The sequence below is a fragment of the Agromyces seonyuensis genome, assembly GCF_009789225.1.
Lineage (GTDB): Bacteria > Actinomycetota > Actinomycetes > Actinomycetales > Microbacteriaceae > Agromyces > Agromyces seonyuensis.
The window spans coordinates 26,999-50,927 of record NZ_WSTA01000012.1 but is presented as its reverse complement, the minus strand read 5'-3'; the positions used below and the strand labels follow the sequence as shown (position 1 = coordinate 50,927).

Here is a 23,929-nt window from a genome sequence, read left to right as displayed (position 1 = left end):
TGGAGCCCGATTCCGCATGCCTTCCGAACCCGCCGGCACGACCGGCGCCCGGCGCATCCTCCCCATTGCCGCCGTGCTCGCCGTCGGCGTGCTCGCGCTCGCCGGCTGCACGTCCGGCGACGCCGAGCCGACGACCGACGCGTCCCGCACGACGCTCGTGTACGCCTCGGGCGACGCCGAGCCGACGTGCCTCGACCCGCACGTCGGCGGCAACTATCCGCAGGCGCTCGCGGCGACGCAGTTCCTCGAGTCGCTCGTCTCCCGCGACGAGGACGGCGAGATCATCCCGTGGCTCGCGACGGGGTGGGAGGTCTCCGAGGACGGCCTGACCTGGGACCTGACGCTGCGCGACGACGTCGCCTTCACCGACGGCACCCCGTTCGACGCCGAGGCGGTCAAGGCCAACATCGAGCACCTGCAGGACCCGGCGACGGGCTCCTCGACCGGCTACCTCGCCGCCGCCAAGATCACCGAGGTCGAGGTCGTCGACGACGCCCACGCCCGTTTCCACCTCAGCGCGCCCGACAGCGCACTGCTCGAGTCGCTCAGCCAACCGTGGCTGGCCATCGAGTCGCCCGTCGGCCTCTCCCGGGGCACCGACGAGAACTGCCTCGCCCCGATCGGCACCGGGCCGTTCGCGGTGCAGTCGTGGACCCCGCAGGACCGCATCGTCTTCACCCGCAACGACGACTACTCCTCGCCGCCGGCCGACGCCGGCCACGAGGGCCCCGCCTACCTCGAGACGATCGAGTGGCGTTTCATCCCCGATCCGGCCACGCGCTACGCGGCGCTCGAGGCCGGCCAGGTCGATGTCATCGACAACGCGCAGCCCGACGCGATCAGCCGGGCGGGCGAGGCCTCCGGCATCGTCGAACTGGATGCCCCGCGCCCCGGCGCCTCGAACCGCATCGAGTTCAACGGCTCGAAGGCGCCGTTCGACGACGAGCGCGTCCGCGAGGCGTTCGTCCGCGCCGTCGACCCGGATGCGGGCATCCAGGCGCTCTTCTTCGACACCGCGGAACGCTCCTATTCGCCGCTCTCGAGCGTCGAGCCGACGAGCGTCGGCGACGCCGACCTGTTCACCGTCGACCCGGACGAGGCGGACGCGCTGCTCGACGAGGCCGGTTGGACCGACCGGGACGACGACGGCGTGCGCACCAAGGGCGGCGTGCGCCTGACCGCGGTCTTCCCGATCTCCACGAACCAGTCCACGGCGGCCGAGCAGTCGCTCTTCGAGCAGTTCGCCGCCTCCGCCGGCGAGGTCGGGTTCGACGTGCAGCTCCAGCCGCTCGACCTCTCGAGCTGGTACGGCGCGCTCGCGGCCCACGAGTACGACCTCGTCAGCGCCCCGTACACGAAGGTCGGCCCCGACGTGCTCCGCATCGTCTACCACTCCGACTCGATGACCCCGGCGCCCTCGGGCTACTTCGCGAACCTCGCGCAGGTGGACGACCCCGAGATCGACGCGCTCCTCGACGAGGCCTCGGCCTCGCAGGACGCCGACGCGCGCGCCGCCGCCTACGCGGACGTGCAGGAGCGCCTGCTCGAGACGTACCGGCTGCTGCCGCTCTACGATCAGCAGAACCATTTCCTGCTGACCGCGGACCTCGAGGGAGTACGGGCGATGCCGACCGTGTCGACGCCGACGTTCCTCGACGCGCGCTTCACCTCGTGAACCATCGCTGGTCGAGTCGGCGCGCCGGCGCCGTCTCGAGACCCCGTGCGGCGTCTCACGGGGTCTCGATACGCTTCGCTACTCGACCAGCGGGGGGCGGCTCCGCTCCTCGACCAGCGATCTCCCGCACCGTCCTGCGTCTGACGACGCGGCTCCTGGGCGCTGCGCTCGTGCTGTGGGCCGTCGCGACCATCGTCTTCGTCGGCATCCGGCTCGTGCCGGGCGACCCGGCGCTCGCGATCCTCGGGGGTCCCGGCTCGCAGGCGAGCGCGGAGGCCCTCGCCGCCGTGCGCGCCGAGTACGGGCTCGATCAGCCGGTGCTCGTGCAGTACGGCGCCTTCCTCGGCCGGCTCGTCACCGGCGACTTCGGCGAATCGTACGTGCTGCGCCGTCCCGTCGCCGACGTCATCGGCGCCCAGATCGGCGCAACGCTCGCGCTCGCGGCGGCTTCGCTCGTCGTCGCCTGGGCGATCGCGATCGGCCTCGCGCTCGTCTCGACCGGTCGCTCGCGCTGGGCGCGCTCGATCGGCGGCGGCATCGAGACCGTCGCGGCCGCGCTCCCCCAGTTCTGGCTCGCCTCGATCCTCGTGATCGTCTTCGCGACGGGCCTCGGGTGGCTTCCCGCCGTCGCGGACGGGACGCCGGCGGGCGTCGTCCTCCCCGTGCTCACGCTCGCCATCCCCGTCGCGGGCTTCCTCGCGCAGATCATGCGCGAATCGATGCTGGATGCCCTTGCTGCGCCGTTCTCGCTCGCCGCCCGTTCGCGCGGCGAATCCGAGACCGGCCTGCGCCTGCGGCACGCGCTCCGGCACGCGGCCGTGCCCGGGGTCGAGCTCTCCGCGTGGGCGTTCGGCTACCTCGTCTCGGGGGCGGTCGTCGTCGAGACGATGTTCGCGATGCCCGGGCTCGGGCGCACGCTGCTGCAAGCCGTCACCCTGCGCGACGTGCCGCTGGTGACGGCCGTCGTGCTCGTCGTGGCGCTCGCCTATCTCGTCGTGACCTTCCTCGCCGACGTCGCCGCGACGCTCATCGACCCGCGTCGGCGCGACGCCGAGACCGGCGATCGACCCGCACCGACCCCGCGGGCGGAGGTCGCCGCATGACGGCGCTCCGCCTCCCCACCGCCCGCGAGACGCGACGTCGCGCCGACCTGCTCTCCCGGCTCCCCCTCGTCCTGGCCGCGGTCTTCGCCGTGCTGCTCGCGGTCGCGGCCGTGGCGCCCGGCATCCTCGCTCCCGGTTCGCCGACCGCGATCGACCCGGCGCAGGCATTCGCGCCGCCGTCGACCGAGCACGTCTTCGGCACCGACGAGTCCGGACGGGACGTCTACACGCGCATCGTGCACGGCGCCGGACCGTCGTTGCTCATCGGCGTCGCCGCGACCGCCATCGGGCTCGGCCTCGGCACCCTCCTCGGCCTCCTCGCCGGGCTCGGCGGCCGCGTCGCCGACTACGCCGTCGGCCGCACCGTCGAGGTGCTCTTCGCCCTGCCCGGGCTGCTGCTCGCCCTGCTCGTCATCGTGCTCGTCGGACCGGGTCCCGTGCCGGCGACGATCGCGGTCGGACTCTCGAGCGCCCCGGGCTACGCGCGACTCGTGCGCGGCCAGGTCATCGGCATCCGCGCCACCGGCTACGTCGAGGCCGCCCGCGTCCTCGGACACGGGCGCACCCGCATCCTCGCCCGCACGATCGTGCCGAACACGGCACGCCAACTCCTCGTCCTCGCGACCCTCGGCATCGGCCAGGCGATCGTGTGGGCCTCGACGCTGTCCTTCCTCGGACTCGGCACCGAACCTCCCGCGCCCGAATGGGGCGCGATGCTCAACGCGGGCCGCACCTACCTGCAGGTCGCGTGGTGGATGACCGTCTTCCCCGGCCTCGCGATCGTCGGCACGATCCTCGCCGCGACGGTGCTCGGCCGCGCCCTCGAACGCCGTGCGGGAGGGCTGCGATGAGCCTCCGGGTGCAGGATCTCGCGGTGTCGTTCGGCGGCGTCGAGGCGGTCGCCGGGGTCTCGTTCGACCTCGCGGCCGGCCAGTGCGTCGCCCTCGTCGGCGAGTCCGGATCGGGCAAGTCGGTGACCGCCCGTGCGCTGCTCGGGCTCGCCGGGGCCGACGCCCGGGTGTCGGCTGCGGCCCTCGAGCTCGACGGTGCGCCGCTCCCCGCAGCCGGGGCACCCGCGTGGCGGCGCATCCGCGGCGCCCGGATCGGGCTCGTGCTGCAGGACGCGCTCGGCGCCCTCGATCCGCTGCGACCCGTCGGACGGGAGATCGGCGACGGGCTCCGGCTGCACGCCCGTGCGTCCGGGAGCGAGCGCGCCGGCCGCGTGCACGACGCCCTCCTCCGGGCCGGTATCGAGAACCCGGTGCTCCGCGCCCGCCAGCGCAGCGGCGAACTCTCGGGCGGCCTGCGCCAGCGCGCGCTCATCGCCGCAGCCATCGCGCTCGATCCGCCGTACCTCGTCGCCGACGAACCGACCACCGCATTGGATGCCGGCATCGGCCGCCAGGTGCTCGCCGAACTCGGCCGGCTCAAGGCCGCCGGCACGGGCATCCTGCTGATCTCGCACGACCTCGACGCCGTGGCGGGGCTCGCCGACCACGTGCTCGTGCTCGCGGGCGGGCGGGTCGTGGAGTCCGGGCCGACGACGCAACTCCTCGCCGCTCCCGAGGCCCCGGAGACCCGGGCGCTCCTCGCGGCGAACCCCGCCGGCCGTCCGCGCGGGACGCGGCTCTCGATCGAGGACCGGCCGCCGAGACACGGTCGAGCGACCCGGGAACCGCCGATCGAACCCGCGCGGGGGGTCGGAGGCCCACCCGTCCTCGAGCTGCGCGACGTCGGCGTCGTGCACCGCACACCCGACGGACCGTTCTCCGCGCTCGACGGCGCATCGCTCGAACTGCGCCGCGGCGAGACGCTCGGCGTGGTCGGCGCTTCCGGGTCGGGGAAGACGACCCTCGCGCGCGTCGCGATCGGGCTCGACGCCCCCACGAGCGGGCAGGTGCGCCGGTTCGGGAAGCCCGGCGGGTCGGGACCCGGCGCGCTCCGCGCCGCGCGCGGCCGCATCGGACTCGTCGGCCAGGACGCCGGGGGCGGGTTCGATCCCCGCTGGAGCGTCGAGCGCACCCTCGCCGACGCGCTCGCCGCGGAACCCGGCGGTCGCCGGCGCACGCGGACCGCTCGTCGCCGTGCCGTCGCCGCGCTCCTCGACGCCGTCGGGCTGAGCGGTTCGCTCGCCGGACGCGCCCCCGCCTCGCTGTCCGGCGGGCAGCGCCAGCGCGTCGCGATCGCCCGCGCGCTCGCCGCCGGGCCCGAGCTCCTCGTGCTCGACGAGCCGGTCTCGGCGCTCGACCTCACCGTGCAGGCGCGCGTGCTCGACCTGCTCGACGACCTGCAGCGCGAGCGCGGGCTCGGCTACCTCCTCATCTCGCACGACCTCGACGTCGTCGCCCACGCGAGCGACCGGATCGCGGTCGTCGAGGCCGGCCGCATCGTCGAGCAGGGCGACGCCGCGCGCGTGCTCGCCGCCCCGGAGCATCCGGCCACACGGCGCCTGCTCGGCGCCCGCCGCCCGCTCGGCGGCGCAGCACGGGCGCAGACCGACCCGGTATCCTGAGACGTCGGCAATCCGACGAATCCCACACACTCAGGCACACCTCGACGCAGTGCCGTCTATACCGAAGCGGAGCAGCATCCATGACCGACGCGCCTCGAATCCCCGACAAGCCCGCACTCGAAGGACTCGAAGAGCGCTGGGGCGGCGTCTGGGAGACCGCCGGCACCTACCGCTTCGACCGTGCGAACGCGACGCGCGAGTGCATCTACTCGATCGACACCCCGCCGCCCACGGCTTCCGGCTCGCTCCACATCGGCCACGTGTTCTCGTACACGCACACCGACGTGATCGCCCGCTACCGCCGCATGCTCGGCAAGCAGGTCTTCTACCCGATGGGCTGGGACGACAACGGCCTGCCCACCGAGCGTCGCGTGCAGAACTACTACGGCGTGCGCTGCGACCCGAAGCTGCCCTACGACCCCGAGTTCGTGCCGCCGTTCGAAGGCGGCGAGGGCAAGAGCTCCAAGGCCGCCGACCAGGTGCCCGTGAGCCGACGCAACTTCATCGAACTCTGCGAGCGGCTCACCGCCGAAGACGAGCAGCAGTTCGAAGCGCTCTGGCGCAAGCTCGGCCTCTCGGTCGATTGGACGCAGACCTACCGCACGATCGGCGACGAGGCGCTCTTCACGTCGCAGCTCGCCTTCGTCAAGCAGGTCGAGCGCGGCGAGGCCTACCAGGCCATGGCGCCGACCCTGTGGGACGTCGACTTCCGGTCGGCCATCGCCCAGGCCGAGCTCGAGGACCGCGACCAGCCGGCCACCTACCACCGCGTCGCGTTCCACCAGCCGGACGGCGGCACGATCGAGATCGAGACGACCCGCCCCGAGCTGCTGCCGGCGTGCGTCGCCCTCGTCGCGCACCCCGATGACGAGCGCTACAAGCCCTTCTTCGGCACGACCGTGACCACGCCGATCTTCGGCGTCGAGGTCCCGATCCTCGCCCACCACCTCGCCCAGCAGGACAAGGGCTCCGGCATCGCCATGATCTGCACCTTCGGCGACGTGACCGACGTCATCTGGTGGCGCGAGCTCGACCTGCCGAACCGCGCGATCATCGGCTTCGACGGCCGTGTGCTCGCCGAGGCGCCCGAGGCGATCACGAGCGAGGCCGGCCTGGCCGCCTACGCCGAGCTCGCCGGCAAGACCGTCTTCTCGGCCAAGAAGGCCGTCGTCGACCTCCTGCGCGAGTCGGGCGAGCTCATCGGCGAGCCCCGCAACATCACCCACCCCGTCAAGTTCTTCGAGAAGGGCGACCGCCCGCTCGAGATCGTCTCGACGCGCCAGTGGTACATCGTCAACGGCGCCAAGGACGAGACGCTGCGCGCCGAGCTCCTCGAGCGCGGCCGCGAGATCGCCTGGCACCCCGAGTTCATGCGCGTGCGCTACGAGAACTGGGTCGGCGGCCTCACGGGCGACTGGCTCATCTCGCGCCAGCGCTTCTTCGGCGTGCCGATCCCCGTCTGGTACCCGCTCGACGCCGAGGGCAACCCGGTGCACGAGCAGCCGATCGTCGCGACCCGCGAACTCCTCCCCGTCGACCCGTCCTCGCAGCCGGCCCCCGGCTACGACGAGTCGCAGCGCGGCGTGCCCGGCGGCTTCATCGGCGAACTCGACATCATGGACACCTGGGCGACCTCCTCCCTCACCCCGCAGCTCGCGGGCGGCTGGGAGCGCGACCCCGAGCTGTTCGACCTCGTCTTCCCCTACGACCTGCGCCCGCAGGGCCAGGACATCATCCGCACGTGGCTGTTCTCCTCGACGCTGCGCGCGCAGCTCGAGGCGGGCGTCGCGCCGTGGAAGAACGCCGCGATCTCCGGCTTCATCGTCGACCCCGACCGCAAGAAGATGTCGAAGTCGAAGGGCAACGTCGTCACCCCGGCGGGTCTGCTCGACCAGCACGGCTCCGACGCCGTGCGCTACTGGGCTGCCTCGGCGCGACTCGGCACCGACGCGTCCTTCGACATGAACAACCCGACCCAGATGAAGATCGGCCGTCGCCTCGCGATCAAGGTCCTCAACGCGGCGAAGTTCATCCTGAGCTTCGAGGGTTCGGCCGATGCGTCCGTCACGGTGCCGCTCGACCGGTCGATGCTCGCGGAGCTCTCCGAGGTCGTGCTCCAGGCCGGCACGGCCTACGAGCACTACGACCACGCCCGCGCGCTCGAGGTCGCCGAGACGTTCTTCTGGACGTTCTGCGACGACTACCTCGAGCTCGTCAAGGAGCGCGCCTACGGCGGCGAGGAGGGCGAGAAGGCCTCCGCCGTCGCCGCGCTGAAGACCGCGCTCGACGTGCTGCTGCGCCTCTTCGCGCCGGTCATCTCCTTCGCCGCGGAGGAGGCGTGGTCCTGGTCGCACGAGGGCTCGGTGCACGTGGCCGCCTGGCCGACGACCGCCGAGCTCGACGAGGTGAAGGGCGAGGCCGACGGCGAGCTGCTGCGGCTCACGAGCCTCGCGCTCACGGGCATCCGCCGCGCGAAGACCGAGGCGAAGGCCTCCCAGAAGACGCCGGTCGACTCCGCCGTCATCGCGGGCCCCGCCGACGCGACCGAGCGCCTCGTGCACGCCGCCGCCGACCTCCGGGCCGTCGGCCGCATCGCCGACCTGCGCTTCGAGGCCGCCGACGAGCTGTCGGTGCGCGACATCGTCCTCACCCCCGCGGAGGCGTGATGCAGCTCGGCACCCGCTGGAACCGCGGCGCGACGCCGCCAGCGGCCGTGCCCGCCCCGCTCTGCGCGGGCGTGGCGGCGCACGACGCGGACGCGGGTGCCGGGTTCGCGAGCTGGACGCTCACGTTCCTCGAGGGCCGCGGCATCGCCACGGCCGACGACGGCTTCGTCGTCGACGAGTTCGGCACGACGGGCGCCGCGGCGCTCGAGGACGACGCCGACGACGACTGGTGAACGAACCGGTCGCACCGACCGAGGATGCGAGGGGCCGCGCCGTCACGGACGACGCGGCCCCTCGCGGCATCCGAGAGCGTGGAGTCGGGATCGGCGCTCAGCGGGCCTGGAGCAGCACGCCGTACTCGGCGCGGCAGCGCTCGCGCTCGGCCTGCACGCGTTCGGCGACGAGGCGCCGTGCCGGGTCGATCGCCGGGCTGCCGACGGCACGATGTGCGACGCGGCGTACGGCCCAGGCTTCGAGTCGGGCGGCCGCGATGATCGCGACGCGCTCGAGGGGCGTGTAGGCGGGCGCCTCGAGGCGGTCGAGGGAGAGGAGCGGCGTGCTCACGGCGTCGCCTCCAGCAACGGGATGAGATTGACCTGGAGCTGCACCCGGCGGGCATCCGGCGCGGGGTTCTCGCGGTGGCGCTCGACGAAGTCGGCCACGAGCACCTCGATCGCGGCGCCGAGCTCGGCGAGTTCCGCCGCGGTCGCGGTGGCGTTGCCGGCCTGCACGAGCGCGGCGCGCATCCATTCGTCGGACAGCTCGTCGGCGCCGCGGGCCATGAAGCGCTCCAGCGCCCCGGTGCGCAGCTCGTGCCAGTGGGCGACGAGCGTGTCGGCGGCGACCCGCGCGGATTCGTCGCCGCCGAGATCGGTGTAGTCGACGGTCACGGCGCCGGGCACCCGCTCCCACCACCGCTCGCGCGCGGTGCCCTTGCCCTCGACCTCCCGCACGAGGCCGTGCCCCTCGAGGCGGCGCAGGTGGTAGCTCGTGACGCCGCTCGACTCCCCCAGCGCGGCCGCGAGGCTCGAGGCCGTCTCGGGCCCGTACTGCACGAGCCGGTCGAAGATCTCCATGCGGACGGGGTGCGAGAGCGCCTTCAACGTGGCCACGCCCGTGGGCGTATGCCGCGGGGCGGGCGCGGCGTGCTCGGTGTCCATGCCGCCGACGATAGCGATGCAAAGAACGCTTTGCAACCATTCCTTTGCATTCGGCTGCCGCGCCGTCGCGGCATCCGAGCCGATCACAGCGGATGGAAGTTCTGGAAGGTCTTGAAGTACACGTCGGACTTCAGCGCCTCCTGCTGCCGCTCCAGTTCGGCGATGTTCGGATGCGGGTCGTGCCAGATCTCGGAACGGATGCGCGCGTGGTGCGCAGCCCAGCGTTCGAGGGCCATGCCGACGCGCATGGCCATGCGCTCGGGCATGGTGAAGGACAGGCCGGCGACGCCCGGCGATGGCGTGTAGGCGGTCATGGGGAATGCTCCGTCCGCGGTTCTGGGGACTCGTGGGGAATGGTCCCCGACGAGGCGTCGACGACGACGTGCGTCCACCTCGCTCGCCCTGCGCCGCCGGGGGTGCCCGATGCTACGGCCGCCCCACGCGCGCGGTGGCCGGGCACGGACGAATGCCCCGCCTCGGCACTGCTTCGCGGGACGGCCGGTCGCCCCGCCTCGGCCCCGCGAACGGCGCCCCCCGGAGACGGCCGCTGCCGCCGCACGCGCCTCTAGGGTGGAGCCCATGCCGAACCCGTTCGCCGCCCCGAGCCCCCTGCCCTACCGACTGCCCCCGTTCGCCGAGCTCGCCGAGTCCGATTACGAGCCCGCGCTCCGCGCCGCGATCGCGGAGCACGAAGCCGAGGTCGCCGCGATCACCGCCGACGAGTCCGCCCCGACGTTCGAGAACACGATGCTCCCGCTCGAGCGGAGCGGCCAGTACCTCGGCCGGGTGCTGCGGGTCTTCTACAACCAGAGCTCGTCCGACTCCAGCGAGGAGACGAACCGTCTCGAGGCCGAGTTCGCGCCGATCCTCGCGGCGCACAGCGACCGCATCCGACTCGACCCCGTGCTCTACGCCCGCATCGACGCACTGCACGCGAACCGCGGCGCGCTCGGCCTCGACGCCGAGTCCGTCTACCTCATCGAGCGCCGGCACACCGAGATGACGCTCGCCGGCGCCGCCCTCGCCGAGTCCGACAAGGACCGCCTGCGCGAGCTCAACGCCGAGCTGTCGACGCTCACGACCCGCTTCGAGAAGCAACTCCTCGCCGACACGAACGAGCTCGCGGTGCTCGTCGCCGACGAGGCCGAGCTCGACGGGTTGAGCGAGGGCGAGCGCTCCGCCGCGCGCGAGGCCGCGAAGTCGCGCGGGCTCGACGGCTGGCTCGTCACCCTCGTGCTGCCGACCGGGCATCCGTGGCTCGCCGCCCTCACCTCGCCGGCGACGCGCGACCGCATCATGACGGCCTCGCGCTCGCGCGGCGGCCGCGGCGGCGACCACGACAACCGCGAGCTCGTGCTGCGGATCTCGCGACTGCGCGCCGAACGCGCCCGGCTCCTCGGCTTCCCGAACCACGCGGCGGCCGTCACGGCCGACCAGACCGCGCGCACGCCCGAGGCCGTGGCCGCGATGCTCGGCCGGCTCGCTCCGGCGGCGGCCCGCAACGCCCGCGCCGAGCTCGCGCTCCTGCAGGAGCGGGCGGATGCCGTCGGCGGCCGCGCCATCGAGGCATCCGATTGGTCGTTCTACGCCGAGCAGGTGCGCACCGAGCGCTACGACGTCGACCTCGCCGCCATGCGCCCCTACTTCGAGCTCGATCGCGTGCTCGTGGACGGCGTCTTCCACGCCGCGACCCGCCTCTACGGCATCACGTTCACCCCGCGCCCCGACCTCGTCGGCTACCACCCCGAAGTGCGCATCTGGGAGGTCCACGACGAGGACGGCTCCCCCGTCGGCCTCTTCCTCGGCGACTTCTTCACGCGCGACTCCAAACGCGGCGGCGCGTGGATGAACTCGCTCGTCGAGCAATCCGACCTCCTCGGCGGGCTGCCGGTCGTCGTGAACAACCTCAACGTGCCGAAGCCCGCCGCCGGCGAGCCCACGCTGCTCACCTACGACGAGACCGAGACCCTCTTCCACGAGTTCGGCCACGCCTTGCACGGGCTCTTCGCGCGCACGACCTACCCGTCCTTCTCCGGCACGAACGTCTACCGCGACTTCGTCGAGTTCCCGAGCCAGGTCAACGAGATGTGGATGCTCCACCCCGAGATCCTCGCCAACTACGCGGTGCACCACGAGACGGGCGAGCCCATGCCCGCCGAGCTCGTCGAGAAGCTCCTCGCGGCCCGGGCGTTCAACGAGGGCTTCCAAACGAGCGAGTACCTCGCCGCCGCACTGCTCGACCAGGCCTGGCACACGATCGACGCGGATGCCGACGTGCACGACGTCGCCGCGTTCGAGGCCGCGGCGCTCGCCGCCGTCGGCCTCGACGACCCGGCCGTGCCGCCGCGCTACTCGAGCACGTACTTCGCGCACGTGTTCGCGGGCGGCTACGACGCGGGCTACTACTCCTACATCTGGAGCGAGGTGCTCGACGCCGACACCGGCGCCTGGTTCGACGAGCACGGCGGGCTGCTGCGGGCGAACGGGGACCGTTTCCGCGAGTTCGTGCTCGGCATCGGCGGCTCGCGCGACCCGCTCGAGGCGTACCGCGCGTTCCGCGGCCGCGATGCGGCCATCGAGCCGCTCCTGGAGCGCCGCGGGCTCGCCTGAGCCGGCGTCGCCGGTCGAGTGCGAAGCGTATCGAGACCCTGCAAAGGGGTCTCGATACGCTCCTTCGTCGCTACTCGACCGGCGAGGTCAGTTGTCGCTACCCGACCGGCGGGGTCAGTCCTCGGCGGCGTCCTCCTCGGCCCACTTGGCCGAGTTCGCGCGGAGGATCTCGAGCGCCTGCTCGGCCTCCGCGTGCGTGTCGAACGGCCCGACGCGATCGGCCGACGCCGACTGGAACCCGTGCTCCACCGCGCCGGTCTTGAGGTTGTACCAGAACTTCTGCTCGATATCCGCAGTCATAGGCTTGATCGTATGCCCAAGGATTCCGCCGGACATCTGATCCCCGGCCGACTGTCGCCCGCGCGCGCCGTGCCGGCCTCGATCGCCCGCCCCGAGTACGTCGGCCGCGCCGAGCCGCGCCCCAACACCGGGGGCGACCGCTACGCCCCCGACGAGGTCGAGCGCATCCGCGCCGCCGGCACGATCGCCGCCGGCGCCATCGAGGCCGCGGCCGCGGCGATCCGACCGGGCGTCACGACCGACGAGCTCGACCGCATCGTGCACGAGTACGTCGTCGGCCACGGCGCCTACCCCTCGACCCTCGGCTACCGGGGCTACCCGAAGTCGAGCTGCACCTCGGTCAACGAAGTGATCTGCCACGGCATCCCCGACGACACCGTGCTCGAGGACGGCGACCTGATCAACCTCGACGTGACCGCCTACCTCGACGGCTATCACGGCGACCTCAACCGCACCTTCGTCGTCGGCGAGGGCGCCGAGGAGACCCGACTGGTCGTCGAGCGCACCGAGGAGGCGCTGCGCCGCGGCATGAAGGCCGTCGCGCCCGGGCGTCAGGTCAACGTCATCGGCCGTGCGATCGAGGCGTACGCGAAGCGCTTCGACTACGGCGTGGTCCGGGAGTACACGGGGCACGGCGTCGGCCGCGCGTTCCACACCGGGCTGATCATCCCCCACTACGACACCGAGCAGTACGACGACATCATCGAGGTCGGCATGGTCTTCACGATCGAGCCCATGCTCACCCTCGGCACGACCGAGTGGGACGTGTGGGACGACGACTGGACCGTGACGACGCGGGACCGGAAGCTCACCGCGCAGTTCGAGCACACGATGGTCGTGACCGAGCGCGGCGTCGAAATCCTGACGCTGCCTCCGGCGACCTCGGTAGGGTGAAGGCCATGGGGAACTCGCACCACCACGCGATCGGCATCGACATCGGCGGAACGGGCATCAAGGGGGCCGTGGTCGACCTCCGCACCGGCAAACTCGTCACCGAACGCATCAAGATCTTCACACCCGACGGCGGCGAACCGGACGACATCCTCGAAGCGACGGCGGAGTTGCTCGACAAGATCGCCGAGGCCGACGACGCTCCGAAGCTCGACAAGCTCCCGCTCGGCGTGTGCTTCCCGGCGATCGTCAAGGACGGGCGCACGCTGTCGGCGGCGAACGTCTCGAAGAAGTGGATCGGCCTCCCGGCCGAGCGCCTCTTCGAGCAGCGTCTCGATCGCGACATCCGATTCGTCAACGACGCGGATGCCGCCGGCGTCGCAGAACTCCGCAACGGCGCTGCGAAGGGCGTCGACGGGCTCGTCATCCTGACGACCCTCGGCACCGGCATCGGCTCCGCGATGCTCCACAACGGCGTGCTCGTGCCCAACAGCGAGCTCGGACACCTCGAGATCGACGGTCACGACGCCGAGTCGCGGGCCGCCTACTCCGCCATGGAACGCGAAGAGCTCTCGTGGGACCAGTGGGCCGAACGGCTCCAGAAGTACTACTCGACGCTCGAGTTCCTCTTCTCCCCCGACCTGTTCGTCGTCGGCGGCGGCGTCTCGAAGCACCCCGAGAAGTTCCTGCCGAAGCTGCACCTGTCCGTGCCGATCATCGCCGCCGTGCACCGCAACAACGCGGGCATCATCGGCGCGGCGGGCCTCGCCGCCGGCTGAGGGTTCGGAACGACGAACGGCGCCCGCCCCGTTTCCGGGGCGGGCGCCGTTCGCGTCGTATGAGCGGGCCGGCCGATACGCCGGGTTCTGTTCCCCGCGCGCTCTCGCGACGCGGTTCGACGGCCATCTCTCTCGGGGACGCGTTGCCGCGGCCCTCCAGCGGCCTACCCGAGCACGGGACGGGCAGCCCCATAGTGCTCTGTCTGGCCTTGCTCCGAACGAGGTTTACCGAGCCGACCGCGTCACCGCGGCCGCTGGTGGGCTCTTACCCCACCGTTTCACCCTCACCGCGGGCCGGAGCCCGTGGCGGTCTGTTCTCTGTGGCACTGTCTCGCGGGTTGCCCCGGGTGGGTGTTACCCACCGTCCTGCCCTGCGGAGCCCGGACGTTCCTCGGCACGGACCGCGGCCGAAGCCGTTGTCCGCGACGCGACCGTCTGGCCGACCCGATCCGGAACAGCCTACCGGGTCGGAGCCCGGAGCCCTCCGTACGGACGAGGTCTCGATACGCGCTTCGCGCTACTCGACCAGCGGACGACCGAGGCCAGAGGCCGGAGCCCTCCGTACGGACGAGGTCTCGAGACGCGCTTCGCGCTACTCGACCAGCGGACCGGGGCCAGAGCCCGGAGTCCTCCGCACGGACGAGGTCTCGAGACCCGCTTCGCGCTTCTCGACCGGCGGACGCGTCAGAGCCCGGACTCCTCCGTGCGCACGAGGATGCGGTCGCACTCCGGGCACAGCACCACTTCGTCGGCTGCGGCCTTGCGAACGCGGTCGAGGTCGGTGCCGGTGAGGGTCATCGTGCAGCCGCCGCACGCACGCTGGCGGAGCAGCGCCGCGCCGATGCCGCCGCCGGCGGCGCGGTGGCGCTCGTAGAGGGCGAGCAGGTCGGCGTCGATGCCGCTCGCGACGATGCCGCGATCGCGCTCGGCGTTCTCCTGCTCGACCGCGAGCACGCCGGCGGCCTGGTCGCGCTCCTCGGCGAGGGCCGTGCGCTGGGCGGCGAGTTCGGCGCGCTTCGCCTCGATGGCGGCGACGCCCGCCTCGCCCTCCTCGATGCGTTCCATGACGACGAGTTCGTTGTCCTCGAGCTCGGAGAGCCGTCGACGGAGGGATTCGAGCTCGGACTCGAGGCCGACGGCGTCCTTCGGGTTGGTGACGAGCTGGAGGCGGCTCTCGTCGCGCGTGATGCGGGCTTCGACCACCGCGACGTCGGACTCGATGCGGCCGAGTTCGGCGCGCGCGTCGTCGAGCTCGCCGAGCGGGGCGGTCGTCTCGCGGCGCAGCACGTCGTCGGCCGCGGCGAGGTCGGCGAGCGCCTTGGTCTGCGGCAGCGCGCGGAGTTTGTGGGCGAGCTGCGTGAGCGCGATGTCGCGGTCCTGCAGACGCAGCAGCTCCTGCTGCTGGGCGGGGGCGGCCTTCATGCGGGCTCCTTCCGGCGATGTCGCCGTGGTTCGGTGGGGTTCGGCGCTCGGACGAGCGCGAAGTCCCAGGGATCGGTGTTGAGTTCGGAGACGTCGACCTGGGCGTCGGGCAGTGCGTCGCGGAGCGCGGTGGCCGCGGCGTCGAGCCACAGCCATTCGCTCGCCCAGTGGGAGACGTCGACGAGGGCGGGGCCGCCGCCGAGGCGGGCCTGCTCGCGCGCCTCCTGCGCGGGGTGGTGGCGGAGGTCGGCGGTGACGTAGACGTCGGCGGCTCGCACGCCGGCATCGCCGAGCAGGGAGTCGCCGGCACCGCCGCAGACGGCGACCGTGGTCACGAGCTGCTCGGGGTCGCCGGCGATGCGCACCCCGCCGGCGGTGGCGGGCAGGAGGTCGGCGACGCGACGGGCGAAGTCGAGCAGGCGCACCGGTTCGGCGAGCGTGCCGATGCGGCCGAGGCCGCGGCTGCCGCTCGCGTCGGGCACGATCGGGCGAGAACTCTGCAGGCCGAGCCCGACGGCGAGGACGCCCGAGGTGCCGTCCTCGACGACGTCGGCGTTCGTGTGCGCGGCGAGCAGCGCGGTGCCGCCGCGGATGAGCCGGGCGAGCAGTGCGCCCTTGTAGCGGTCCTCCGCCACGCTCGTCACGCCGCGCAGCAGCAGCGGGTGGTGCGTGAGCAGGAGGTCGTAGCCGCCGTCGACGGCTTCGTCGACCGTGGCGGCCACGGCGTCGACGGCGAGCAGGATGCGCGCCACGCCCGCCTGCGGGTCGCCCGCGAGGAGGCCGGGGGCGTCCCACGGTTCGGCGCCGGAAAGCGGCCACCGCCCGTGGGCGACGGACACGACTTCGGCGAGGGTTGGCACCCGTCGAGCCTACCCGCCCGGCCTGCCGCCGGGCCGGTCGACGCCACCGGACTTCCCCGGCGTCGCGCGGCCGGCCCGGCCGGGTGGCGCCGCTGCCGCGATGCTGCGAGAATCGAGCACGCTGCGACGTCGATGCAGGAGAGCGCACCCCCGGGTGCCGCCGTAGGAGCAAGCCCTCCCCGGGAATCTCTCAGGCCCCTGTACTGCATCGACCGGCGACTCTGGAAAGCCGGCCCCCACGGGCCGCACCGACGGTGCAACGTCCACTCCGACGAGGGAGCGGGCGGAATCTCTCAGGTCCGATACAGAGCGGGGAGGAACCGAACACCCGCGCGCTGCGGGTCCATGAGGAGCCTCCATGCACGATCTCGCGAACATCGGCCCGACGATCAGCGTCTTCGAGCTCTTCTCGGTCGGCATCGGCCCGTCGAGCTCGCACACGGTCGGTCCCATGCGCGCCGCCGCGGGGTTCGCCGCCCGCGTCGCCGATGCCGGGTTGCTCCCCCGCGTCGCGCGGGTGCGGGTCGACCTCTACGGCTCGCTCGCCGCGACCGGCCGGGGGCACGGCACCTTCGACGCCGTCGCCATCGGCCTCGAGGGCGACCTGCCCGATCGCGTCGACCCCGCAGGCGCGTCGATCCGGCTCGCGGAACAGCACACGACCGGCATCCTCCGCTTCGGCGGCGCCCGCGAGGTCCCGTTCTCGATCGAGGACGACGTGATCCTGCACCCGTTGACGATGCTGCCGAAGCATCCGAACGGCATGCGCTTCGCCGCATTCGACGAGACCGGCGCCGAACTGTTCGGCGAGACGTCGTACTCGGTCGGCGGCGGATTCGTGGAGCGCGAGGACGAACCCGCGGGCGCCGCGGCCCCCGGCGCGGCGCTCCCGCTCCCGTTCTCCACCGCCGCCGAGCTGCTCGCGCAGTGCCGCGCCGAAGGGCTCTCGTTCTCCGGAGTGATGCTGCGCAACGAAGCCGCACGCCGGCCCGAAGCCGAGACCCGTGCCGGCCTCCTCGAGCGGGCCGCCGTCATGCGGGCATCCGTGTGGTCGAGCGCCGATCGCGAAGGCGAGCTGCCCGGCGGCCTGCACGTGCGCCGCCGCGCGGCGCGCTGGCTCGAGCGCCTGCGGGCCGAGGACCCGGACCGCGACCCCGCCCGCTGGCAGGAGTGGGTGAACTTCGTCGCCCTCGCCGTCAACGAGGAGAACGCCTCGGGCGGGCGCATCGTCACGGCGCCCACCAACGGCGCCGCCGGGATCATCCCCGCGGTGCTCGATTACGCCCTCGAGTACCTGCCCGCGTACCGCGGGGCCGACGATGCCGTCCGCGACGATGCGACGGCCCGGTTCCTGCTCGCGGCCGGCGCGGTGGGCATCCTCTACAAGACGCGCGCCTCGATCTCGGGGGCGGAGGTCGGCTGCCAGGGCGAGGTCGGCTCGGCCGCCTCGATGGCCGCCGCCGGGCTCGCCGAGCTCATGGGCGGCACGCCGGAGCAGGTCGAGAACGCCGCCGAGATCGCGATGGAGCACAACCTCGGGCTCACCTGCGACCCCATCGGCGGCCTCGTGCAGATCCCGTGCATCGAGCGCAACGCGATCGCCGCAGCGCGTGCCGTCAACGCCGCGCAGATGGCGCTGTGGGGCGACGGCTCGCACCACGTCACGCTCGACCAGGTCATCGACACGATGCGCGAGACGGGTCGCGACATGAGCCACAAGTACAAGGAGACGGCGCTCGGCGGGCTCGCCGTGAACGTCATCGAGTGCTGATTCCGAGGTTCCCGCGGCGGCTTCGCGCGCGGCCCCGTCGGGTTCGTGGCCACGGCAGGGCAGAATCAGGGCCATGGATGCCACGGGGGACGGCGCGCAGCGGCTGTATCTGATCCGCCACGGACAGACCGCGTTGAACGCCGCCGGGCGTCTCCGCGGGCTCGCCGATCCACCGCTCGACGCGCACGGGCACGCCCAGGCGGCACGGCTCGGCGAGCGGTTCGCCGGTTCGGGCGCCGTCGCCGTCTACTCGAGTCCGCTGCAGCGGGCGGTGCAGACCGCCGAGGCGGTCGCCGGGCCGCTCGGCCTCGCGCCGATCGTGGATGCGGACTTCAACGACCGCGACTACGGCCAATGGACGGGCCAGGTGCGTCTCGAGGTCGTCGCCGCGTTCGGCCGCGTCGACGACGCCCCCGGCGTGGAAAAGAAGGCCACGGTGCTCGTGCGGGCGCGGCCCGCGGTCGAGCGGGTGCTCGACGCGCATCCCGGCGGCGACGTCGTCGTCGTGACGCACGACGTGGTCATCCGCCAGGTCGTGCACGCGATCGACCCGCGCGCACCGCACGGCCACCTGCGGACGGCCACCTGGACGCTGCTCGAGCGGGACGCCGACGGCGCCTGGACCGTGCACGAGGTCGGCCGACGCGGCGCACTGCCCGGGGCGGGCGACAGTCCCCCCAGCGACGCGTAGGACGACCGATCCGCTCCGGCGCCGCTAGGCTCAGCCGCGCGCGGGCGCGATGAGGCCGACGACGGCCTCGATCTCCGGCGCGAGGTAGCGGTCGGCGCCGGGGCCGTCGACGAGCTCGCGGATGCGCGAGCGCATCCCCGCGATCACCGGGCTCGACGCGAGCGGCGCCCGGAAGTCGGCCGCGCGGGCCGCCGTCAGCAGTTCGATCGCGAGCACACGCGTGAGGCCGTCGACCGCCCGCCGCAGCTTCCGCGCGCCGGCCCAGCCCATCGAGACGTGGTCCTCCTGCATCGCCGAGGACGGGATCGAGTCGACCGAGGCGGGCACCGCGAGACGCTTGAGCTCGGAGACGATGCCGGCCGCCGTGTACTGGGCGATCATGTGGCCCGAGTCGACGCCCGGTTCGCCCGCGAGGAACGCGGGCAGGCCGTGCGAGCGGGCCGGATCGAGCATCCGGTCAGTGCGGCGCTCGGAGATCGAGGCGAGATCGGCGACGGCGATCGCGAGGAAGTCGAGCACGTAGGCGATCGGCGCCCCGTGGAAGTTGCCGTTGGACTCCACGCGGCCGTCGGCCGTGACGACGGGGTTGTCGATCGCGGCGGCGAGTTCGGCGCTCGCGACCGAGGCGGCGTGCGCCATCGTGTCGCGCACCGCGCCGTGCACCTGCGGCGCGCAGCGCAGCGAGTAGGCGTCCTGCACCCGCCCGTCGCCGGGGCCGGCATGGCTCGCGACGATCTCCGAACCGTCGAGGGCGGCGAGGATGTTCCCGGCCGAGCGGCGCTGACCGGCGTGGGGACGCAGGGCCTGGAGGTCGTCGGCGAAGACGCGGTCGGTGCCGAGCAGCGCCTCGACGCTCATCGCGGCCGCGAGGTCGGCGGTGTCGACGAGCGAACCGAGGTCGTGCAGGGCGATCGCGAGCTGTCCGAGCATCCCGTCGGTGCCGTTGACGAGCGCGAGGCCCTCCTTCTCGGCGAGCACGACCGGGGCGAGGCCCGCGGCCGGGAGCGCGCCTGCGGCGGGCATCCGGATGCCCTGCGCGTCGCGCACGTCGCCCTCGCCCATGACCGCGAGCGCGATGTGGGAGAGCGGGGCGAGGTCGCCCGAGCAGCCGAGCGAGCCGTACTCGTGCACGATCGGCGTGATGCCGGCGTTCAGCAGGTCGGCGTACGCCTGCACGACGAGCGGACGCACGCCCGTGCGGCCGGTGAGCAGCGTGCGCAGGCGCAGCAGCATCGTCGCGCGCACGACCTCCCGCTCGACCTCGGGGCCGGAGCCGGCGGCGTGCGAGCGGATGAGGCTCGCCTGCAGCTGGGTGCGGCGCTCGGGCGCGATGAAGGTCGTCGCGAGCGCGCCGAACCCGGTCGAGACGCCGTAGTGCGGATGCGGGTCGGCGGCGAGCGCCTCGATGACCGCACGCGTGCGTTCGACCTCGGCGAGCGAGGCGGCGTCGAGCTCCACGGGTGCACGATGACGGGCGACCGCGACGACGTCGGCGATCGTGAGCTCGCCGGCGCCGAGGCGAACGGCGGCACGCTCGACGCGGCGGGCGGGCGAGGGCTGGGTGCGGGCGGAGTCGGGCGCGGTCGTCGTCATGCATCCATCTCAGCTGGTCAGGCCGGGGCGACCACGGCGTTCCGGGCGGAGCTGTCTCACATGCCAGACTTCTTTCGAGGAGGCACGCCCGCCATACCTTCCCGAGTGGGTAGGTGCTGCGGGTGCTCGGCGCAGCCGACCCGCAGCACCTACCCACTCGCGAAACGGGAGTGCCCACTCGCGAACTGGGAGTGCCCCGCTCGCGAAACCGGAGTGCGGAGTGCGGGTGAGGGAGGAGTCGGGATGACCGGACGCGGACAGGTGCCCGCCGCCCGTGCGACCGCGCGGCTGCTGCGCCACCTCGCCGCCCAGCGCGGTCCCGTGCCGGCCGCGGCGCTCGCGCGCGAGCTCGGCCTGCCGCGGTCCTCGACGTACCACCTGCTCGCGGCCCTCGTCGAGGAGGGCCTGCTGCTGCACTACCCCGAGGAGCAGCGCTACGGCCTCGGCGTCGCGGCCTCAGAACTCGGCTCGGGCTACCTCCGGCAGGCCCCGCTCGCCCGGCTCGGCGCCCCGTTGCTCGCCGCCGCCGTCGACCGGCTCGGCGAGAGCCTCCAGCTCGCCGTCCTGCAGGGCCGCGAGGTCGTCTACGTCGTCGAGGAGCGCGCCCGCCACAGGCCGGCCCTCGTCTCCGAGGTGGGGGTGCGGCTGCCCGCGCAGTTCACCGCGAGCGGTCGTGCGATGCTCGCCGCGCTCGATCGTCCGCAGGTGCGGGCGCTCTATCCGGATGCCGGCGCGTTCGCGCACCGCGGCGACGCCGCCCCGACGTCGCCGGGCGAGCTGCGGTCGCTGCTCGCGAGCATCCGAGCCGCCGGGTACGCCTGGGAGGACGGCGAGGTCTCCCCCGGACTCGCGTCGGTGGCATCGGCCATCCGGGATGCCGCGGGGTGGCCGATCGCGGCCGTCGCGATCACGTTCCGCTCCGACGAGCATCCGCGCGACTCGTGGCCGGATCTCGCCGAGGCGATCCGGCCCACGGCGACCGAACTGCAGCGGCGGCTCGGCCGCCAGGTCGGCGCCTGAGCCGCCGTTTCCGGCACCCTGCCGCACGTGCCGCACACCGGAACGGCGCCTCCCCGGAATCCCGGGGAGGCGCCGTCCGATCGAGGGACGCCGGGTCAGCGCAGCTCGAAGACCACCGTGGAGACGTTGCCCGCGACGTCGTGCACGACGAGGGTGTTCGTGCCGCGGACGGCGCCGAAGACGCCGGGCTTCACGAAGTTCACGTCGGACCACGCGTTGTCGCTGAGGTCCTTCACGGTGCCGTTGAGCACGACCTTGTCGATCTTGCCCGCGTCGTAGAGCTTGAAGCTCACGACGTCGTACGGACCGGCGGCCGGGGACGTGAACGACGTCCCGTCCTTGACGGTCGCGGTCGGCTTCGTCGAGTCGAGCGTCACGGCGAAGGTGCTCGTCGCCGAGATGTTGCCCGCGAGGTCCTGCGAGTTGTACTTGATCGTGTACGACCCGTCGGGCAGCGACACCGTGGCGGTGTGCGTGCCGCTCGTCGCCCCGTCGGCCACCTTGGTCTGGGTGCTCTTGACGAGCGTCGAACCCTGGTAGACGTTCGCGACGATCCGGGCGAGCCCGAGGTTGTCCGTAGCGTCCACGCGGAGCGAGAGCGCCGAGAACGGACCGGCCGTCGTCGGCGAGACGAGGCTCGCCGTGGGGCGCTGGGTGTCGGGCACCGAGAGGGTCGACGTGCAGGCGACGCACGTGCCGCCGAGCGTCGCGACCTTCGCGACGGCCGTCAGCGGGCCGCCGGTCGCCGTCGACTTCACCGTCGCGGTGAAGGTCGCGGTGGCGCTCTGCGGCGCGGCCGGGCTCGCCGCGACCGCCGGGACGGCCCAGGTGAGCGTCGTGCCGTCGAGCGTGAGCCCGGCGGGCAGCCCGGCCGGATCGATGCTCGCCTGCCCGAGGAGCCCGGCGACGTCGACCGTCGCGACGGAGGTCCCGAGCGGCACGCGGCCGGTGTTCGTGGCCGTGAGCGTGTACGAGACCGTCTGTCCGGCCGGGACGAATCCCTCGGCGGGCGAGGACGCGAGCGAGAGGCTCAGCTTCTCGGGCCAGGCGGGCTTGCCGGACTCGAGGATCCAGTCCTGCCAGAGCGCCGTGAGATCGCGGCCGGAGAGCTCCTCGGCGAGCGCCTTGAGGTCGGCGCCCGTCTTGCTCGTGCCGCCGTAGCGCACCTGCCACTCGCGGATGAGGTCGAAGAACGCGTCGTCGCCGATCGCCACCCGGAGTGCCGCCCAGAACTGCGCGCCGCGCGTGTACGTCTGGTACTCGTACAGCTCGGCGGAGTCCGTCTGCAGACCGGGCGCGATGCTCCAGTTCGGGCTCGTGGCCGCGAGGTTGTTCCAGGAGTTGAAATAGGTGAGCTCTGTCGGGTTGGCGGCCGTGCCGAAGCCTTCGCTCGAGTTGTAGTAGGCCGGACCCCACGTGGCCATGCCCTCGCCGATCCAGATGTCGGTCCAGGTCGTCGGCGCCACGTTGTTGCCGTACCACTGGTGCACGAGCTCGTGGATGAGCGTGCTGCCCGCGACCGAGTTCGTCGACGGGAAGAACGAGCGATCCTGCGTCTCGAGGGCGTAACTGATGCCGCCGGGCACGGTGTCCACGATCACGCCGGCGCTCTTGCCCGGGTAGGGGCCGTAGAGCGACTCGAGGTTGCGGATGATCGGTCCGAGCTGGCCGACGCGGGTCGTGATGGTCGCCTTGTTCGTCGCCGAGAGCGCCGAGTCCATGAACGACCACGCCGGGATGCTCGAGCCGTCGGAGAGCGCGACCTGCGACTCGATGACGTCGTACTTGCCGATCGAGACGACCGCGAGCTCCGAGGCCATGGGCTTCGTCTGCTCCCAGACCCAGGTCGTGCGCGTGCCGTCCGCCGAGGCGGTCTTCGACACGAGCTCGCCGTTGCTGACCGCGGCGCCCGCACCGGGCGCGTTGCCGGCGACGTTGTTCAACGTCGTCGGGATGTCGATGCCGAACGTGTAGGTCGCCTTGTCGGACGGGGTGTTGTTGTGCGGGTATCCCGTCATGTTGCCGATCGGCTGTCCGAGCATCGTCGCGCCGTCGGCCGTGCGGTTCCAGCCTTCGGAGGAGCCGTCGAGGTCGGTGTGGGAGCTCGGGACGCCGTGGTAGGCCACCGCGACGGTGAACTCGCCGCTCACCGGGGTCGCCGGGGTCACGACGAGCTTGAACTTGATCGCTGCGGCGTCGACGTCGCGCTCCCACGCGGCGGGGACGCCGTTCACGAGCACGGAGTCGACCTGCAGCCCCTCGAAGTCGAGCGAGAAGCTCTTGAGGGGCTGCAGCGCCTTCGCCGTCATCGTCGACGTCGCGACGATCGAACCGGCGATGTACTGACCCGACTGGGCGGCGTCGGGCGTCCAGGCGAGCCGGACGTCGTAGTCGAGCGCGTCGTAGCCGCCGTTGCCGACGTTCGGGAACATCGGATCGGTGGACGTGCGGGCGCCGTCGACGGGGTCGTCGGCGGCGAACGCTGCGGCCGGCGCGGCGATCACGCCGGCGGCCAGGACGAGTGGAACGGCGAGGCCGAGGAGCCGCCGTCGCGGCGAGCGTGCCTGCGCGATCGGTGTCATAGCTGTCTCTCTTCGTGTACGGGACGCATCCGGGGACGGACGCTGTGCTCAAGCTATGAGTCAGGTGTTACCCGCGAGTGACAGCGGCGTTCGCATGGCGTGTCGTGCGCCGGGATGACACCCCGTGTTCGGGGGGCACTGCACGGCGACCCGCCCGCGCAGCTGGGGACGTGAGACGAAGTGGGCCCGGCCGGGCTCGAACCGACGACATCCACGGTGTAAACGTGGCGCTCTACCAACTGAGCTACAGGCCCGCGGAGCGCGGGGCGCACCCTCGATGCTAGCGGCCGCGGT

20 protein-coding genes, 1 tRNA gene, 1 other RNA gene and 2 riboswitches are annotated in these 23,929 nt (G+C 72.8%); of the genes, 12 read left to right on the top strand and 10 right to left on the bottom strand.

The features are described 5' to 3' along the window. Window positions 1-16: 16 nt before the first annotated feature. The 6 genes from GB864_RS04415 to GB864_RS04390 all read left to right on the top strand — a co-directional run bounded on the left by GB864_RS04415 (window position 17) and on the right by GB864_RS04390 (window position 8,189). A complete protein-coding gene (locus GB864_RS04415) occupies window positions 17-1,675 on the top strand; it encodes an ABC transporter substrate-binding protein (RefSeq protein WP_160423137.1) in 1,659 nt (552 codons plus the stop codon). Window positions 1,676-1,845: 170 nt separating this feature from the next. Then, complete coding sequence (locus GB864_RS04410; RefSeq protein ID WP_419672768.1) at window positions 1,846-2,778, top strand: ABC transporter permease; 933 nt, start codon at window positions 1,846-1,848, stop codon at window positions 2,776-2,778. Then, on the top strand, window positions 2,775-3,629 hold the full coding sequence (locus tag GB864_RS04405) for an ABC transporter permease (RefSeq protein ID WP_160423136.1): 855 nt from the start codon (window positions 2,775-2,777) through the stop codon (window positions 3,627-3,629). The genes GB864_RS04410 and GB864_RS04405 overlap by 4 nt, the downstream gene beginning before the upstream one ends. After that, window positions 3,626-5,290 carry an ATP-binding cassette domain-containing protein gene (locus GB864_RS04400; RefSeq protein WP_160423135.1) on the top strand — a complete coding sequence of 555 codons (1,665 nt, stop codon included), beginning with the start codon at window positions 3,626-3,628 and terminating at the stop codon, window positions 5,288-5,290. Before GB864_RS04405 ends, GB864_RS04400 begins: the two co-directional genes overlap by 4 nt. A gap of 80 nt (window positions 5,291-5,370) precedes the next feature. Then, window positions 5,371-7,956, top strand: coding sequence for a valine--tRNA ligase (valS, locus tag GB864_RS04395; protein WP_160423134.1), 2,586 nt, complete (start codon window positions 5,371-5,373; stop codon window positions 7,954-7,956). Beyond that, the gene (locus tag GB864_RS04390; RefSeq protein ID WP_160423133.1) at window positions 7,956-8,189 is read left to right on the top strand and encodes a hypothetical protein; all 234 of its coding nucleotides are present in this window, start codon (window positions 7,956-7,958) and stop codon (window positions 8,187-8,189) included. Before valS ends, GB864_RS04390 begins: the two co-directional genes overlap by 1 nt. A 97-nt stretch (window positions 8,190-8,286) precedes the next feature. Here the strand turns inward: GB864_RS04390 and GB864_RS04385 are convergent, their stop codons facing one another. From GB864_RS04385 to GB864_RS04375, 3 genes are all read right to left on the bottom strand, one after another. Then, window positions 8,287-8,520 (bottom strand): hypothetical protein, encoded by a 234-nt coding sequence (locus GB864_RS04385; protein WP_160423132.1) that lies wholly within the window; start codon window positions 8,518-8,520, stop codon window positions 8,287-8,289. Then, a complete protein-coding gene (locus GB864_RS04380; RefSeq protein ID WP_160423131.1) occupies window positions 8,517-9,116 on the bottom strand; it encodes an ArsR/SmtB family transcription factor in 600 nt (199 codons plus the stop codon). The genes GB864_RS04385 and GB864_RS04380 overlap by 4 nt, the downstream gene beginning before the upstream one ends. A gap of 83 nt (window positions 9,117-9,199) precedes the next feature. Continuing rightward, window positions 9,200-9,430, bottom strand: a complete 231-nt coding sequence (locus GB864_RS04375) for a hypothetical protein (protein ID WP_160423130.1) — start codon at window positions 9,428-9,430, stop codon at window positions 9,200-9,202. 265 nt (window positions 9,431-9,695) lie between these two features. Here GB864_RS04375 and GB864_RS04370 point away from each other — a divergent pair, with 265 nt between their 5' ends. Further along, complete coding sequence (locus GB864_RS04370; protein ID WP_160423129.1) at window positions 9,696-11,726, top strand: M3 family metallopeptidase; 2,031 nt, start codon at window positions 9,696-9,698, stop codon at window positions 11,724-11,726. Window positions 11,727-11,840: 114 nt separating this feature from the next. On the opposite strand, the gene GB864_RS04365 is transcribed toward GB864_RS04370, so the two are convergent. After that, complete coding sequence (locus GB864_RS04365; protein WP_160423128.1) at window positions 11,841-12,026, bottom strand: SPOR domain-containing protein; 186 nt, start codon at window positions 12,024-12,026, stop codon at window positions 11,841-11,843. A 12-nt stretch (window positions 12,027-12,038) separates the two neighbouring features. Here GB864_RS04365 and map point away from each other — a divergent pair, with 12 nt between their 5' ends. Together map and ppgK are read left to right on the top strand one after the other, a co-directional pair. Continuing rightward, window positions 12,039-12,920, top strand: coding sequence for a type I methionyl aminopeptidase (gene map, locus GB864_RS04360; protein ID WP_160423127.1), 882 nt, complete (start codon window positions 12,039-12,041; stop codon window positions 12,918-12,920). Window positions 12,921-12,925: 5 nt separating this feature from the next. After that, window positions 12,926-13,696: a polyphosphate--glucose phosphotransferase gene (gene ppgK, locus GB864_RS04355; RefSeq protein WP_160423126.1), complete on the top strand. Its 771-nt coding sequence runs from the start codon at window positions 12,926-12,928 to the stop codon at window positions 13,694-13,696. A gap of 60 nt (window positions 13,697-13,756) precedes the next feature. On the opposite strand, the gene rnpB is transcribed toward ppgK, so the two are convergent. The 3 genes from rnpB to GB864_RS04340 form a co-directional block, all read right to left on the bottom strand. Further along, an RNA gene (gene rnpB, locus GB864_RS04350) (RNase P RNA component class A) lies at window positions 13,757-14,143 on the bottom strand. Between the two features lie 237 nt (window positions 14,144-14,380). Continuing rightward, window positions 14,381-15,118, bottom strand: coding sequence for a zinc ribbon domain-containing protein (locus tag GB864_RS04345; RefSeq protein ID WP_160423125.1), 738 nt, complete (start codon window positions 15,116-15,118; stop codon window positions 14,381-14,383). After that, window positions 15,115-15,978, bottom strand: a complete 864-nt coding sequence (locus GB864_RS04340) for a Nif3-like dinuclear metal center hexameric protein (RefSeq protein WP_160423124.1) — start codon at window positions 15,976-15,978, stop codon at window positions 15,115-15,117. The genes GB864_RS04345 and GB864_RS04340 overlap by 4 nt, the downstream gene beginning before the upstream one ends. A gap of 125 nt (window positions 15,979-16,103) precedes the next feature. Continuing rightward, window positions 16,104-16,194, top strand: a riboswitch (glycine riboswitch). Further along, a riboswitch (glycine riboswitch) is annotated at window positions 16,195-16,296 on the top strand. 40 nt (window positions 16,297-16,336) lie between these two features. Here GB864_RS04340 and GB864_RS04335 point away from each other — a divergent pair. Continuing rightward, window positions 16,337-17,749, top strand: a complete 1,413-nt coding sequence (locus GB864_RS04335) for an L-serine ammonia-lyase (protein ID WP_160423123.1) — start codon at window positions 16,337-16,339, stop codon at window positions 17,747-17,749. A 73-nt stretch (window positions 17,750-17,822) separates the two neighbouring features. Continuing rightward, window positions 17,823-18,440 carry a histidine phosphatase family protein gene (locus tag GB864_RS04330; protein ID WP_160423122.1) on the top strand — a complete coding sequence of 206 codons (618 nt, stop codon included), beginning with the start codon at window positions 17,823-17,825 and terminating at the stop codon, window positions 18,438-18,440. 30 nt (window positions 18,441-18,470) lie between these two features. Here GB864_RS04330 and hutH read toward each other — a convergent pair whose 3' ends face one another. Then, window positions 18,471-20,033, bottom strand: coding sequence for a histidine ammonia-lyase (hutH, locus tag GB864_RS04325; protein WP_160423121.1), 1,563 nt, complete (start codon window positions 20,031-20,033; stop codon window positions 18,471-18,473). Window positions 20,034-20,276: 243 nt separating this feature from the next. Between hutH and GB864_RS04320 the strand changes: the two genes are divergently transcribed. Beyond that, a complete protein-coding gene (locus GB864_RS04320; protein ID WP_160423120.1) occupies window positions 20,277-21,053 on the top strand; it encodes an IclR family transcriptional regulator in 777 nt (258 codons plus the stop codon). 95 nt (window positions 21,054-21,148) lie between these two features. Here the strand turns inward: GB864_RS04320 and GB864_RS04315 are convergent, their stop codons facing one another. Together GB864_RS04315 and GB864_RS04310 are read right to left on the bottom strand one after the other, a co-directional pair. Beyond that, window positions 21,149-23,635 (bottom strand): M1 family metallopeptidase, encoded by a 2,487-nt coding sequence (locus GB864_RS04315; protein ID WP_160423119.1) that lies wholly within the window; start codon window positions 23,633-23,635, stop codon window positions 21,149-21,151. Window positions 23,636-23,816: 181 nt separating this feature from the next. After that, window positions 23,817-23,889: transfer RNA gene (locus GB864_RS04310), tRNA-Val, on the bottom strand. Window positions 23,890-23,929: the final 40 nt, after the last annotated feature.

Bases quoted from the DNA above. Each gene is read 5' to 3' on its own strand.
- GB864_RS04390 (WP_160423133.1), top strand. From the start codon at position 7,956: ATGCAGCTCGGCACCCGCTGGAACCGCGGCGCGACGCCGCCAGCGGCC.
- GB864_RS04415 (WP_160423137.1), top strand. From the start codon at position 17: ATGCCTTCCGAACCCGCCGGCACGACCGGCGCCCGGCGCATCCTCCCC.
- GB864_RS04375 (WP_160423130.1), bottom strand. From the start codon at position 9,430: ATGACCGCCTACACGCCATCGCCGGGCGTCGCCGGCCTGTCCTTCACC.
- ppgK (WP_160423126.1), top strand. From the start codon at position 12,926: ATGGGGAACTCGCACCACCACGCGATCGGCATCGACATCGGCGGAACG.
- valS (WP_160423134.1), top strand. From the start codon at position 5,371: ATGACCGACGCGCCTCGAATCCCCGACAAGCCCGCACTCGAAGGACTC.
- GB864_RS04315 (WP_160423119.1), bottom strand. From the start codon at position 23,635: ATGACACCGATCGCGCAGGCACGCTCGCCGCGACGGCGGCTCCTCGGC.
- GB864_RS04330 (WP_160423122.1), top strand. From the start codon at position 17,823: ATGGATGCCACGGGGGACGGCGCGCAGCGGCTGTATCTGATCCGCCAC.
- map (WP_160423127.1), top strand. From the start codon at position 12,039: ATGCCCAAGGATTCCGCCGGACATCTGATCCCCGGCCGACTGTCGCCC.
- GB864_RS04320 (WP_160423120.1), top strand. From the start codon at position 20,277: ATGACCGGACGCGGACAGGTGCCCGCCGCCCGTGCGACCGCGCGGCTG.
- GB864_RS04365 (WP_160423128.1), bottom strand. From the start codon at position 12,026: ATGACTGCGGATATCGAGCAGAAGTTCTGGTACAACCTCAAGACCGGC.
- GB864_RS04335 (WP_160423123.1), top strand. From the start codon at position 16,337: ATGCACGATCTCGCGAACATCGGCCCGACGATCAGCGTCTTCGAGCTC.
- GB864_RS04400 (WP_160423135.1), top strand. From the start codon at position 3,626: ATGAGCCTCCGGGTGCAGGATCTCGCGGTGTCGTTCGGCGGCGTCGAG.
- GB864_RS04370 (WP_160423129.1), top strand. From the start codon at position 9,696: ATGCCGAACCCGTTCGCCGCCCCGAGCCCCCTGCCCTACCGACTGCCC.
- hutH (WP_160423121.1), bottom strand. From the start codon at position 20,033: ATGACGACGACCGCGCCCGACTCCGCCCGCACCCAGCCCTCGCCCGCC.
- GB864_RS04380 (WP_160423131.1), bottom strand. From the start codon at position 9,116: ATGGACACCGAGCACGCCGCGCCCGCCCCGCGGCATACGCCCACGGGC.
- GB864_RS04405 (WP_160423136.1), top strand. From the start codon at position 2,775: ATGACGGCGCTCCGCCTCCCCACCGCCCGCGAGACGCGACGTCGCGCC.
- GB864_RS04345 (WP_160423125.1), bottom strand. From the start codon at position 15,118: ATGAAGGCCGCCCCCGCCCAGCAGCAGGAGCTGCTGCGTCTGCAGGAC.